Source organism: Paraglaciecola sp. L3A3 (genome assembly GCF_009796765.1).
GTDB lineage: Bacteria > Pseudomonadota > Gammaproteobacteria > Enterobacterales > Alteromonadaceae > Paraglaciecola.
In genome coordinates, this window is record NZ_CP047023.1 from 1,146,209 (window position 1) to 1,159,940 (window position 13,732).

The 13,732-nt window shown below is 38.7% G+C and carries 14 protein-coding genes; 11 read left to right on the forward strand and 3 right to left on the reverse strand.

Annotated features, from left to right (window positions below; genetic code table 11):
* Window positions 1-7 precede the first annotated feature (7 nt).
* Window positions 8-457 carry a flavodoxin domain-containing protein gene (locus GQR87_RS04750; protein WP_158967066.1) on the forward strand — a complete coding sequence of 150 codons (450 nt, stop codon included), beginning with the start codon at window positions 8-10 and terminating at the stop codon, window positions 455-457.
* Window positions 458-512: 55 nt separating this feature from the next.
* Here the strand turns inward: GQR87_RS04750 and rpsT are convergent, their stop codons facing one another.
* Window positions 513-776 carry a 30S ribosomal protein S20 gene (gene rpsT, locus GQR87_RS04755; protein WP_158967068.1) on the reverse strand — a complete coding sequence of 88 codons (264 nt, stop codon included), beginning with the start codon at window positions 774-776 and terminating at the stop codon, window positions 513-515.
* A 344-nt stretch (window positions 777-1,120) separates the two neighbouring features.
* Here rpsT and murJ point away from each other — a divergent pair, with 344 nt between their 5' ends.
* The 6 genes from murJ to ispH all read left to right on the forward strand — a co-directional run bounded on the left by murJ (window position 1,121) and on the right by ispH (window position 8,485).
* Window positions 1,121-2,674: a murein biosynthesis integral membrane protein MurJ gene (gene murJ / locus GQR87_RS04760; protein WP_158967070.1), complete on the forward strand. Its 1,554-nt coding sequence runs from the start codon at window positions 1,121-1,123 to the stop codon at window positions 2,672-2,674.
* A 132-nt stretch (window positions 2,675-2,806) separates the two neighbouring features.
* Window positions 2,807-3,733 carry a bifunctional riboflavin kinase/FAD synthetase gene (ribF, locus tag GQR87_RS04765; protein WP_158967072.1) on the forward strand — a complete coding sequence of 309 codons (927 nt, stop codon included), beginning with the start codon at window positions 2,807-2,809 and terminating at the stop codon, window positions 3,731-3,733.
* Window positions 3,734-3,775: 42 nt separating this feature from the next.
* Entirely contained in the window at window positions 3,776-6,595 is a 2,820-nt protein-coding gene (gene ileS / locus GQR87_RS04770; protein WP_158967074.1) for an isoleucine--tRNA ligase, read from the forward strand.
* Window positions 6,588-7,082: a signal peptidase II gene (lspA, locus tag GQR87_RS04775; RefSeq protein ID WP_158967076.1), complete on the forward strand. Its 495-nt coding sequence runs from the start codon at window positions 6,588-6,590 to the stop codon at window positions 7,080-7,082. Before ileS ends, lspA begins: the two co-directional genes overlap by 8 nt.
* A complete protein-coding gene (fkpB, locus tag GQR87_RS04780) occupies window positions 7,075-7,521 on the forward strand; it encodes an FKBP-type peptidyl-prolyl cis-trans isomerase (RefSeq protein WP_158967078.1) in 447 nt (148 codons plus the stop codon). Before lspA ends, fkpB begins: the two co-directional genes overlap by 8 nt.
* A 19-nt stretch (window positions 7,522-7,540) precedes the next feature.
* A complete protein-coding gene (ispH, locus tag GQR87_RS04785; RefSeq protein WP_158967080.1) occupies window positions 7,541-8,485 on the forward strand; it encodes a 4-hydroxy-3-methylbut-2-enyl diphosphate reductase in 945 nt (314 codons plus the stop codon).
* Window positions 8,486-8,894: 409 nt separating this feature from the next.
* On the opposite strand, the gene GQR87_RS04790 is transcribed toward ispH, so the two are convergent.
* Together GQR87_RS04790 and GQR87_RS04795 are read right to left on the reverse strand one after the other, a co-directional pair.
* The gene (locus GQR87_RS04790; protein WP_158967082.1) at window positions 8,895-9,875 is read right to left on the reverse strand and encodes a transposase; all 981 of its coding nucleotides are present in this window, start codon (window positions 9,873-9,875) and stop codon (window positions 8,895-8,897) included.
* A gap of 388 nt (window positions 9,876-10,263) precedes the next feature.
* Window positions 10,264-10,674 (reverse strand): type IV pilin protein, encoded by a 411-nt coding sequence (locus GQR87_RS04795; RefSeq protein ID WP_158967084.1) that lies wholly within the window; start codon window positions 10,672-10,674, stop codon window positions 10,264-10,266.
* Window positions 10,675-10,775: 101 nt separating this feature from the next.
* Between GQR87_RS04795 and GQR87_RS04800 the strand changes: the two genes are divergently transcribed.
* Genes GQR87_RS04800 through GQR87_RS04815 form a run of 4 tightly spaced genes read left to right on the forward strand, consistent with a single transcriptional unit; the run spans window position 10,776 to window position 13,625 of the window.
* Entirely contained in the window at window positions 10,776-11,294 is a 519-nt protein-coding gene (locus tag GQR87_RS04800) for a GspH/FimT family pseudopilin (RefSeq protein WP_158967086.1), read from the forward strand.
* A complete protein-coding gene (locus GQR87_RS04805) occupies window positions 11,288-11,914 on the forward strand; it encodes a prepilin peptidase dependent protein B (protein WP_158967088.1) in 627 nt (208 codons plus the stop codon). Before GQR87_RS04800 ends, GQR87_RS04805 begins: the two co-directional genes overlap by 7 nt.
* The gene (locus tag GQR87_RS04810) at window positions 11,907-13,046 is read left to right on the forward strand and encodes a hypothetical protein (RefSeq protein ID WP_158967090.1); all 1,140 of its coding nucleotides are present in this window, start codon (window positions 11,907-11,909) and stop codon (window positions 13,044-13,046) included. Before GQR87_RS04805 ends, GQR87_RS04810 begins: the two co-directional genes overlap by 8 nt.
* Window positions 13,047-13,049: 3 nt before the next feature.
* Window positions 13,050-13,625: a prepilin-type N-terminal cleavage/methylation domain-containing protein gene (locus GQR87_RS04815; protein ID WP_158967092.1), complete on the forward strand. Its 576-nt coding sequence runs from the start codon at window positions 13,050-13,052 to the stop codon at window positions 13,623-13,625.
* Window positions 13,626-13,732: the final 107 nt, after the last annotated feature.

Consider the following 13,732-nt stretch of genomic DNA (forward strand, 5'->3'; position numbering starts at 1 on the left):
AAATAACATGAGTAAAATTAGTATTTTTGTCGGCACAGTTTACGGCAATGCTCAGCATGTGGCTGAAGATGTAAGTAGTATGTTAGCGACCAAGAACATTGATTCAGAGCTATTCTCAGACCCAAGCATTGATGATTTTAAGCAGGCATCTAGTGTGTTGGTGATCAGTTCAACCACAGGCCAAGGTGATGTTCCACCTAATTTAGAGTTTTTTATCCAAGATTTACGAGATGCTGCTGAATCAATGGATAATAAACCTTTTGCCGTTGCTGCTTTAGGTGATAGCAGTTATGGAGATAGTTTTTGTGGGGCAGGTGTGCAAATTTTTGACTTGTTCACTGAATTACAAGGTAAGCCGGTGGCTGAACTTCTAGAAGTTGATGCTTGTGAAACCCTTGAACCAGAAGTGGAAATTGTAGCTTGGGTAGAAAAAATAGCGGAAGATTTGCTTGGTTAAGTAAAATTCAGATATAAAAAAAGCGCCTAGGGCGCTTTTTTTTAATCAGTACAAATTAAGCTAAAGCTTTAATCTGTGCAGCTAAGCGGCTTTTATGACGAGCAGCTTTATTTTTGTGTATCAAACCTTTAGTAGCCATACGGTCTAAAATAGGTGTTGCTGCAGTAAATGCAGCTTGAGCATCTTCTTTATTACCAGAGGCAATTGCAGAAAGTACTTTTTTCAAAGATGTACGTGTCATTGAACGACGGCTAGCGTTATGTTGGCGACGCTTTTCCGATTGTAATGCACGTTTCTTAGCAGACTTGATGTTAGCCAAGTTGGAACTCCCAAAAAATTCTAGTCAAAATTCAAGGGGGCGAATTATCCCGATCTACGCCTTTATGTCAATCTATTTTGTGGGTTTTATAAACAAAAGTTCTTTGAGGTCTGAATTATATAACAATATAGATTGATTAAGCTTTTTTTACAGGGAATTATCGTATGTTTTACACTCAAATAAGACTATTTTAAAATCATATTGTAATTTTATCCTTTTTACTAAACTGAGCTTGATTGGCTTTTAAAACTTAAAATCAATCATGGCGTAAATTCAGGGAATTAGATTGGTATTCGTTTATGCTTCACGCATAATACTCTTTTTTATTTAAATGGAAGCTGTGGGTGTCTCGTAAGTTATTTAAATCAGGCATGATTGTTAGTCTAGTGACTTTTATATCGCGTATTTTGGGATTGATTCGGGACGCTGTTATCGCTAACTTAATGGGAGCAAGTGCTAGTGCTGATGTATTCCTTGTTGCCAATAAAGTTCCTAATTTTTTAAGACGACTGTTTGCTGAAGGCGCTTTTGCTCAAGCCTTTATTCCTGTTTTGACCGATGTGAAAGGTGAGGGCGATCAAGAACACCTAAAAAGGTTTATTGCCAAAGTTTCAGGTACTTTGGGTTTTGTTGTCACTATAGTCACTATTATTGGAGTAATAGGTTCTCCCATTTTAGCAGCGCTTTTTGGTATGAGTTGGTTTATTGATTATGTAAATGATGGCCCGCAAGGGGGTAAATTTGAACTTGCTTCCTTGATGCTTAAAATTACCTTTCCTTATTTATTATTCATTTCGTTAGCTGGTCTTGCGGGAGCAATTTTAAATACCTTAAATAAATTTGCCATGGCTGCTTTTACGCCAGTTGTACTGAATGTGTCCATTATCAGTTGTGCCATTTTACTTGCTCCACAATTTGAAGAGCCCGCATTTGCATTAGCTTGGGGGGTGTTTATTGGTGGTTTGTGCCAATTACTCTTCTTACTGCCATTTTTAATGAAAGCCGGCTTGTTAGTTAAACCCAAGTGGGGTTGGTCTGATCCGGATATTGTCAAAGTACGCACCTTGATGATCCCAGCCATGTTTGGGGTGTCAGTGGGTCAGTTAAATTTATTGCTTGATACTATGATAGCCACTGCTTTAGGCACAGGCGCTGTTTCCTACCTGTATTATTCGGATCGTTTATTAGAGTTTCCATTGGGCTTATTTGGTATCGCTATAGCGACAGTAATTTTACCCACACTGTCTCGCAACCATGTGGCTAAAGATGATGTGGCGTTTAATCGGAATATAGACTGGGCTGTGAAAATGGTCTGTATTTTGGGGATCCCCGCTGCCACAGGTTTATTTATGTTAGCTGAACCTATGTTGTTAACTATTTTTCAACGGGGTGCATTTACTCCTGAGGATGCAAGATTTGCCTCACTAAGCTTGCAAGCTTATGCCTTTGGCTTGTTAAGTTTTATGTTAGTCAAAGTGTTAGCGCCAGGTTTCTTTTCAAGACAAGACACTAAAACCCCAGTTAAATTTGGTATTTGGTGCATGGCTGCCAATATGGTGTTTAATTTAATCTTAATCTGGCCTTTTGATTATGTTGGGTTAGCTATGGCCACATCTTTATCTGCCTCTATGAATGCAATGCTACTGTATTTTACTTTGCGTAAACGCAATATTTACCAAGCATCAGCCCAAACAGCTTGGATGATAGGTAAAATTGTGATTGCAAGTTTATTGATGGCTGCAGCTATTCATTATTTTAATCCAGTAGTGAGTGTCTGGCTTGAAATGGCTTTTATGTTGAAGGTTTTTGAATTAGCCCAATTAATTGTGATTGGTGCTGGTGTATTTACTGGTGTTTTACTGCTGTTAGGGGTTAGAAAGTCATCTTTTCAGGCTTAGTACCCTATTCTACTTTCAATCATGCTGGAGTTCGCTATAATCCGCGCCTTTGATTGAATTTTACGAAAACGATGTGAATAGATTTCGTATTCGTTTTAAAGTGTTTTATTGACCTTAATTTAGAGAATTTTGTTGGAACTGATCCGCGGTATACATAACTTACGAGAAAAACATCGAGGCTGTGTATTAACAATAGGTAAGTTTGATGGTGTACATCTAGGGCATCAAGCTGTACTTCGCCAGGTTGTTGCCAAAGCCAGAGCCTTGCAACTGCCGTCTACTGTCATGGTGTTTGAGCCTCAGCCAGAGGAGTTATTTACTCCGGAGCTGGCACCTGCGCGTTTAAGTTTATTGCGAGATAAATATCGCCAGTTGAAAAAATTAGGTGTTGATCGTTTATTGTGTATTAAATTTGATCGCACTTTTTCTAACTATAGTGCCAATAAATTTATTGCAGATTTATTAGTAGATAAATTGGGTACTCAGTTTTTGGTCGTAGGTGATGATTTTCACTTTGGCCAAGGTAGGGTGGGGGATTTCTCCATGTTACAAGATGCTGGGCAAAAGGGGGGGTTCTCTGTAGCCAGTACTCAAAGTTTTCGATTAGCAGACTGTCGTATTAGTTCAACTGCAATACGTGATGCCTTGACCAACAATGATTTTGTGTTAGCGGAACATATGTTAGGTCGGCCTTTTACCATAGCGGGCAAAGTGTTGCATGGTGATAAAAAAGGTCGAACCATAGGTTTTCCCACCGCTAATGTTTTATTAAAACGCTGTAAGGCACCTGTAAATGGCGTATTTGCAGTAGAAGTACAAGTGGGTAGTGAATTCTATCCAGGTGTTGCCAATATAGGACATAGACCAACAGTTAATGGTCAACGTTCACAATTAGAGGTACACCTTTTTAATTTCAACGAAAATATATATGGGCAATTTATTTCAGTTGCCTTGAAACAAAAAATTAGAGAAGAAATGAAGTTTGATTCGTTTGAATTACTTCATAAACAAATATTAAAAGATGCGGCAGAAGCGAAACAAATTCTCGCTGTGACTTAAGATTTTGACTGTAACCATTGACCAACTTGGATTTAACCAACAATGAGTGATTATAAACACACCTTAAATTTGCCTGAGACAGAGTTTCCTATGCGCGGAAACTTAGCTCAGCGTGAGCCTAAAATGTTACAACAGTGGACCGAGAAAAAGCTATATCAGCAAATTCGTGACGCTAAAAAAGGCAATACACCTTTTATTTTGCATGATGGCCCTCCTTACGCAAATGGTGATATTCACATTGGTCATGCAGTGAATAAAATCTTAAAAGACATAATAGTCAAATCAAAAACCTTATCTGGCTTTGATGCGCCTTATGTTCCTGGTTGGGATTGTCATGGCTTGCCAATCGAATTGATGGTTGAGAAAAAAGTCGGTAAGCCGGGAAAAAAAGTCACAGCTGCTGAATTTAGACAAAAATGTCGTGAATATGCTGAAAAACAAATAGCCGGCCAAAAAGCCGACTTTATTCGTTTAGGCGTGTTAGGTGAGTGGGATAAGCCATACAAAACAATGGATTTTTCTTCAGAAGCTAACATTATTCGTGAGCTGGGCCATGTGGTTCGTTCTGGTCATCTTGAAAAAGGCTTTAAACCAGTACATTGGTGTACCGATTGTGGTTCAGCATTAGCTGAAGCAGAAGTGGAATATCAAGATAAAAATTCACCGTCAATCGATGTGGCTTTTAAAGCGGTTGATACCAATGCTCTGACTGCTTGTTTTGCTACTAGCGAAGCTAAAGGCGATGTGTCTTTAGTTATTTGGACCACCACACCTTGGACTATGCCTGCTAACCGCGCGGTTTGTGTGCATCCTGAAATTGAATATAGTTTAGTGCAAGTTTCTAATGATTCAGGTAGTCAATGTTTAGTGGTAGCGTCTGATCTGGTTAAAGATTGTATGCACCGTTTTGGTTTTGAAGAGTACACAGTATTAGGTCATTGCCATGGTGCTGCCTTAGAAAACCTTACCTTAAATCATCCTTTTTATGATTTCGAAGTCCCTGTGATCTTAGGTGACCATGTGACAACTGAATCAGGCACAGGTTGTGTACATACAGCACCAGGACACGGTGTTGACGATTTTAATGTAGGTAAAAAATACGGCTTAGAAGTAGCCAATCCTGTTGGTGCCAATGGCGTGTATTTAGAAGGCACAGAGTTATTTGCCGGTGAACATGTATTTAAAGCCAATGACCATGTTGTTGAAGTACTAAAAGAACACGGTGCTTTGTTACATCATCATGTTTATAACCATAGTTATCCACATTGCTGGCGTCATAAGAGCCCGATTATTTTCCGTGCGACGCCTCAGTGGTTTATTAGCATGGATAAAAATGGCTTACGTGAAGATTCGATTAAAGAAATTCATAAAACTCAGTGGATCCCAGAATGGGGTGAAAGCCGCATAGAAACTATGGTATCTAGCAGACCTGATTGGTGTATATCTCGTCAAAGAACCTGGGGTGTACCTATCGCATTGTTTGTGCATAAAGACACTGGTGATCTTCATCCTAGAACCGATGAATTACTTGAAGAAGTGGCTTTGTTGGTTGAACAAAAAGGTATTCAAGCTTGGTGGGACATAGATACTGAAGCAATGTTAGGTGCCGATGCAGAGACCTTTGTTAAGGTACCCGATACCTTAGACGTATGGTTTGACTCAGGTGTGACTCATTATTTTGTTGTGGACAAACGCGATGATATCCCCGCTTCTGCTGATTTATACCTAGAAGGTTCTGATCAACATAGAGGTTGGTTTATGTCGTCATTGATGACATCAGTTGCTACTAAAGGCCATGCACCTTACAAACAAGTATTAACCCATGGTTTTACGGTTGATGGTGAAGGCAAAAAAATGTCTAAGTCTTTAGGCAATACTATCGCTCCTCAGCAAGTGACTGGAAAACTTGGCGCAGATATTTTACGTTTATGGGTCGCCTCTACTGATTATCGTAGTGAAATAGCCGTATCAGATGAAATCTTGAATCGTTCAGCTGATGCTTATAGACGTATTCGTAATACTGCTCGTTTCTTATTGGCCAATTTAACTGGCTTTGAGCCTAGTAAAGATTTAGTCGCAATCGACGATATGGTTGAGTTAGATAAGTGGGCTGTAGGTCGTGCGCATACTATTCAACAAGAAATTATTGCCGCTTACGAAAAATATGACATGTTAGTGGTCACACAAAAACTCATGCAATTCTGTTCTATCGAATTGGGCAGTTTTTACTTAGACATCATTAAAGACCGTCAATACACAGCCAAAGGCGACAGCCATGCTCGTCGTTCATGTCAAAGTGCGCTTTATCACATCATTGAATCATTAGTACGCTGGATGGCGCCTATCACCAGCTTTACTGCCCAGGAGTTATGGCAAGAAATGCCTTGGCAAAATGATGAGTTTGTGTTCACTGGACAGTGGTATCAAGGTTTAGATGCTGTGCAATTATCTCCTGAATTTGACAATGAGTTTTGGTTACAAATATTAGCGGTTAAAGATCAAGTAAACCGTTGTATTGAAGCCACCCGTAAAGAGGGAAAAATTAAAGGTTCGTTACAAGCAGAGGTGAAACTTTATGTGACGCCTACCTTGGCTAACTTGTTAGCTAAACTTGAAGACGAATTACGCTTTGTTTTAATCACCTCTAAAGCAGAAGTGATTGAAGTGGCCACAGCTCCGGAAGGAGTGAGTGCTACAGAAGTCGAAGGATTATGGGTTGAAGTTGCTGTTTCTACTGCTGAAAAATGCAGCCGTTGTTGGCATCACAGAGAAGATGTAGGCGCCAATGATAAACACCCTGAACTTTGTGTACGTTGTGTAGATAACGTAGATGGCGAAGGTGAAAAGCGCGCTTATGCTTAATCTGTTTACCCAAACAGGCTGGCGTTTTTTATGGCTAGCTTGTTTGGTCTTTGGCCTTGACCAATACACAAAAAATAGAATTGTAAACGAACTTGAACTGTACCAAGCGATTCAGGTTTTGCCCTTTTTTAATCTAACCCATGTGTATAATTACGGTGCCGCTTTTAGCTTCTTACATGATGCTGGTGGCTGGCAACGTTGGTTTTTCACTATTATGGCTTTTATGGTCACAGCATTAATTTTATGGTGGTCAAAACAAACTACTAAACAACAAGTTATTTTGCCAGTGGCATTTAGTTTGATTATAGGTGGAGCCTTAGGCAATGCTTATGACCGTTTAATACATGGTTATGTGATCGATTTTTTAGTGGTTTATTATAAAACTTGGTATTGGCCTGCATTTAACATTGCAGACGCAGCGATTACATTAGGCGCTGGTCTATTAATTATTGATATGTTTAAAAATAAAGAGCAAAAAGATGACTGACTCATTAGCTACACCTATCGCTGACAATAGCGAAGTGGTACTACATTTTGATTTAAAACTGGCTGATGGCTCTGCCGCTGAAAGTACCCGAGTCAATGACAAACCTGCTAAATTAGTTATAGGTGATGGTAATCTGACAGACAGTTTTGAAGCTTGTTTATTGGGTTTAAAAGTAGGTGATAAAAAATCTTTTACTTTGCAACCTGAAGACGCTTTTGGTATGCCTAACCCAGATAATTTTCATCACCTAGAACGCAGTAAATTTAACGCTGAAGCACCGGCAGAAGTTGGCATGATCTTAGCTTTTTCGCAGCCAGACGGTTCTGAAATGCCTGGCATAGTACGTGAGGTGACGGGAGATTCAGTAACTGTCGATTTTAATCATCCTTTAGCTGGACAAGTTATCACCTTCAATGTTGAAATCTTGTCGGTCAATTAGCTTTATTTGAGGAATACACATGCAAATTCATCTTGCTAATCCACGAGGGTTTTGTGCTGGAGTTGATCGCGCTATCACTATTGTTGAGCGTGCATTAGAGATTTTCCCCGCACCAATTTTTGTTCGTCATGAAGTGGTACATAACAAATTTGTGGTAGATGGCCTCAAAGAGCGTGGTGCTGTATTTGTTGATGAATTATCTGAAGTGCCAGACGACAGCATAGTCATTTTTTCCGCTCACGGTGTTTCTCAGCAAGTTAGACAAGAAGCTGACTCTCGTGGCTTAAAAGTATTTGATGCTACTTGTCCTCTTGTTACTAAAGTACATATGGAAGTGATGCGTGCTAGTAAAAAAGGCATCGAGTGTATTTTAATAGGACATAATGGTCACCCTGAAGTAGAAGGTACTATGGGGCAATACGATAATCCTGAAGGTGGCATTTATTTGGTTGAGTCTGTCGAGGATGTAGCTAAATTAACGGTTAAAGATGATTCTCAATTATATTATTGTAGCCAAACTACACTGTCAGTGGATGATACCGCAGATGTAATCGATGCTTTGCGAGAAAAATTTTCTGCGATAGAAGGGCCTCGCAAAGATGATATTTGTTATGCCACACAAAATCGTCAAGATTCAGTACGAGAGTTATCCAGTGATTGTGACTTATTGTTAGTGGTTGGCGCGCAGAATAGCTCTAACTCCAACCGATTACGTGAATTGGCCGATAAATTAGGCTGCAAAGCTTATTTAATTGCCGATGCTAATTGTATTCAACAAGAGTGGTTAACTGACGCTAAAAACATAGGCGTGACGGCTGGGGCATCTGCACCAGAAGTTTTAGTGCAAGGTGTGGTTGATCGTTTGAAACAAATCGGTGCATCTGTCGCTATCGAAAGACCTGGTCGAGAAGAAAATATTGAATTTGCAGTGCCTAAAGAACTACGCATAAAAGAAGTTTTTTAGGCAAAGCGGTAGATAGAGAATAGTAGCTAGTTGAGAGAAAAAGATCAAAGCAGTGGCGAAAGCAGCAGATAGGTGATAGTAAATAGATGCTAGTAAAAGATAAAAACTACTCACTTCGTCACTCCGGTGTGCTTTTACGCCAAGAGTGATTTAACTTAGACACTCAGGATTTAACTTAGACACTCAGGATTTCATTAAGACAGCCATCATATATTTCCAGTAAACAAATAAATCAACGATTACAAAATCATACAAATATTTAAATTTATGAGTTTATGAGTGAAAATTTGTGATGAATTTACAGTGAGCAGTAACTTTTATCTCTAAACAGCTGATTTAAATAAATTACAGGCAACAAGTATTACCAATCGGTATTGGTCGTTTTTTATAAAGTCTGATGATTAAGTTGCTAGACTTGTTGTAATAAATTTTTGGCCTTTGCCATGCCCCGTATTCGTTGATGATGTGTATGCTGTTTAAATTGTTGCATCATATGCTCACCGCCCACCGCAGTATGAAAGTGTTTTTCGAACTCTGTGGTTAGGGTCAACCATTGGTCAGAATTAAGGCCTAGACGCTGAAGAATAGCGCTGTGATGGTGTTCGATATGCCCTGCTTTATCATCTCGAATACATCGACCTGTACAATCTACTAATTCACAGTAATCTATTATGTTGAAGGGAATGCCTTTAGGCATATCTTGTCTATGATTGCCCACAAAACCCATCAGTTTCTTTGGTTGTTCACCTTTGATGTAATACTGAATACGTTGCTGAATACTAGTGTGTTTTGAGGTTTCTGGCGTGGTTTCAATCTTGGCTCGAATTGGATTTAAATCCACATAGGCCATGCAGGCTAAAAGGGCTGACTCATCTAACAATGCTTGAGATTTGAACCGCCCTTCCCAGAATCGACCTGTACAGTCATCTTCTTTATTCGCCTCACGGGCTATGTATTCATTCAGGTTTCTCATAAACCAACTGATATCGTACAAACGTTGACGATAGATATTAACTGTCTCATGTAAGGTAAATAGCTCACTTTGACTGAGTGCCTCGTCACGCATAAATCGTTGGCTAAGCAAGGTACCCTTATGTAATTGATGCCAACGATAAAGTACTTCTTTCAATGACCAGTTATCTGCCTCTTCTTTATCAACACACAAAACAATATGCGTATGATTGCTCATCACCGCATAAGCACAAATATCAATGGCAAAGACTGAAGCTAAATAGAGTAATCGTTGCTCTACCCAGCCTCGCCTGTGTTCATAACTTTGGCCAGTAAATTTATCTTCACCACACAAATATGAATGACGAACACAACGGGAAACACAATGGTAATAAGGCGTATCTACAAGAGAAATTTGAGATTTACGTGACTGAGGCATAACTCACCATCCTTGGTTATTTGAATACCTTAAAGCTTAGAACAAAAACGACTTTTTGCGAATTTTTGTGATGGGTGTCCTAATAAAATTATGGGTGTCTTAATAAAGTTCCTAATAAAATTATGGGTGTCTTAATAAAGTTCTAGTAAAAGATAAAAACTACTCACTTCGTCATTCCGGTGTTTTCTGCTCACAACATGCTGGAATGACTTTGCGGTTTTTGGTCCGATTGCGGAATTATTATTCATTGTTGAGTTACTGATTTTTTCTCTGTGTAGCGAAGCTTTTTTTAACTCTGTGGTGAATAATTAGACCATTACACTTTGCTGTTAGCTTTTTCTTGTTGCTCGGATCTCGTGGCTCGAGTCTCATGATACTTGTCTCTTCTTTATTTAAAACAAGCTAGGGGTTGTTTTTGCATTGATTGATTAATACTCATGGATTTGCATGTTTTGTCATTAAGTTGGTTGCCCTTTGCTTTGGCTGTTAATGTATATGTGGTGGCTGATTCATCGCTGACTGCAAAGGTATAATAATCGTTTTTGGGTAAAATCAGTTTACTGGTTGAGGCATAACTAGGATTTTTTGTTCTGTAGACTTCTTGCTGCAGTTTTAATCTTAGCAGTTGAGTGACAGCATCACCCCTTCGAGAATGTAATATTTGATTTTGAAACGAAGGCAGCACAAGTACTGCTAATAAACTGACTATAACAATGACAAATAGTAGTTCTACTAATGTCATTCCCAATTTTTTGTTTAGTAATTTCACTTTAACTAATAAGTTAACTTGGCTGTTCATACACACTTCCTTTGTGCTTTTTACAAAAATTACACTATATTTTATTTAAGGGATTTAATTATAGGCGTGATTTGATAATACGCTAAGAAAGGACGCTAATTATGCTCAAGTTCCATGGTCTCACTCTTTTAGAATTGTTAATCAGCATTTCTATCATCATCTTGCTAATTACTTTAGGCTCTCCTGCGTTTGATTCTATTCAACGCAATATCCAATTAAAAAGCGTGGCCGAAAACGTTTATTTTGCCTTACAAAAAGCCCGCTCTGCTGCTATTGCACAGCAAGCAGACATTACATCAACCTTTCAAGATGGCAGCAATTGGTGCATTGGCAACAGTGATATTGGCAAATGTGATTGTAAAGTATTGGCTAATTGCACAGTGAACGGTGTCGAGCAAACACTGAGTTCCGTTGACTACTCTTTAATTTCTATCAATGAGATTAAGTTTGGAAAAGATAGCATTGCTGTATTTGATGGTGTGCGAGGTTTATCTATTGGGCATGCGGGGTCGGTTATTTTCTCTGACGGTAAACGTCGTCTTAAATTGATTTTGAGCAATATGGGACGAGTTCGAATTTGTGGACTTAGCGAAGATGTTGGGGGCTATAAAAAATGTTAAGTAATAGGTGGATTACCGGAGCCAGTTTAATTGAATTAATGATTTCAATGGCTTTAGGATTTGCTTCATTAACCGCCATGTCTTCGTTGGTAGGCCATGGTGTAGGATTAAATAATAGTTTAATGGCCAAGTCACGTTTAGAAGAAGAAGTGAATGCAGTAATGGCGGTGATCAGCCAAGACATTAAACGCCTTGGGTACTTAGGTTTAACTGAAGATTTAGTGGTTGATCCAACAATATTTATTAACCCATTCGCCAATAGTTTAGTTATTTCTGAGTTTCCTAAAGAGGACAAAAATAGTTGTATTACCTTTGCTTATGACAGAGATCAAAATGGTTTGTTAGATAATAAAGTGATCAACGAACAATTTGGATTTCGCTTAAAAGATAAGGCCATTGAGATACGAGTGGATGGTTATCAATGCACTGAGAGTTATTGGCAAGACTTGACTGATAGCAAGGTGGTAAAGATCACAAAATTAGAATTTACTAGCGAAAAACTGCAGCAAGAGGAAGTTGCACAATTACGTATTCAAGTGGTACTGCAGGCACAATTAGTTAAGTACCCTGAATATTCTAAACACCTTAGTAGTCAGTTTGTGATTAAAAATTATGACTAGTTATTCTGACCAAAATCATTCATTACGTTATTTAACACAGCGAGGTGCAGTAGTGTTAATGACAGCAACTTTACTATTGTTGATTGCCACTTTGACAACCTTGTACACAGGGCGTAGCCAATCTTTTGAACATCAAATAATAGTGAATAATCAAAATCATAAAGTGGCAGTGATTGCTGCCGAGGCAGGATTGCAAAAACAACTGGCAATATTGAATGTCAATACTGGGATCGCGCCCAACAACATCAATGAGACCCTACTCGATGATAGTCGTTATTCAATAAGCAGTACTAGTAAGATTGTCGATACAATTTATGGTAAAAGGCGACTTATCACTATCAACTCAACTGGCACATCGGCTGATGGTCTCGCTCAGGCAAACGTCACTGAAACTGTGATGGTTTATCCTATATTACAAAACCTACCTATTGCTCCTTTGATAGTCCAAGAGGGGTTGGGTTCATTAGGGCAGTTTGAATTAGTCACCAATAGCGATGGAAAAGGATCAAATTTGCCTTTATCTATATGGTCAGACTCAGCGGTATCATTACCAAGTGCTTCTAGCTCAAGCTGTAAATTAATAGATTATAACAATGGAGAATGCGCCACTAAGTTTATATCTAACTCAGTCACTAAAGGCGCTGATGTGATAGAAAACAGTAGCAGTTTTCCCGCTAATCTATTCGGTTATTTGTTCAATCTGCCAATAGACGCAATAGCAGAATTTAAAACACAGGCTAATACCGTCTATGCCAATTGTGATGAGTTAACCAGCCAAAGTCTAGGGTTGATCTGGGTAGTAGGTGATTGCCATGTAGGTTTAGGCGGGCAAATAGGTTCAGTATTAACCCCACTTATATTAATTGTCGAAGATGGAAATGTGGTATTTGACAAACATGTCAGCATGTTTGGCATCTTATTGTCTTTCAAATCCCCTAACGCTGCCGTTAATTATTCTATCAATATGGGTATTGACTCAGTAATAAGAGGTTCTGTGTTAGCTAATCATCAACTGGGAGATATAAATAGCATGGTGAGAGTGGTGTATGAAAAAAGCCTATTAGTTAAATTAACCGAACAAAGTGAATTACAAGGCCTGGCTAGGATGCCTGGCAGTTGGCGGGACTTTTAAGTCATGCAGGCAAATAACCAAGGCTTTTCTTTAGTTGAAGTGCTGGTGGCTTCATTAATTATTATGTTAGGAGTGACAGGTTATGTCACTTTGCAAACCGAATATGTGGTTGCCGATAGAAACCTTAACTTACGCAATATTGCTACTCAACTGGCCGATGATAAAATACAAGACCTTGTCTATTTTCAGCAATTACTCCCCGTTGCTGGCAAGCGGGTTTATAACAATATCAAAAGTAATTTAGGTGGCAATATTCCCGCTGGAGTCACTAGTGTTCAATTATCTCTAGAGAAAGCTGATGTACATTCTTTTGAATTATATTGGACTGTAGCAGACTTATATTATATCGATAGTGATTTTGATGGGGTGGCTGATATTTGGGTGAAAGTCGGTGATAGCTTAATGCCTTCTGTGTTGCCTCTGTATGCGGATATAAAAATGGTATCGGTCAATATACTTTGGACCGATATTGAAGGTCAGCCACAAAAACTTGCGTTATCTACTAATATTGCTCCTATACAACAAAGTAATAGTTTTCAGGTCATGCACAGAGAGAGTAGTGTAAATTCCCTTCCTTAAATTTGAATTTTTAATTATTCATAATTTATACCTATAGCCTAGGCTCGATAACTAATTTTTGACTTTTTTCGCTAGTATACAAATATGCGAAATTAGATCTGTTCTAT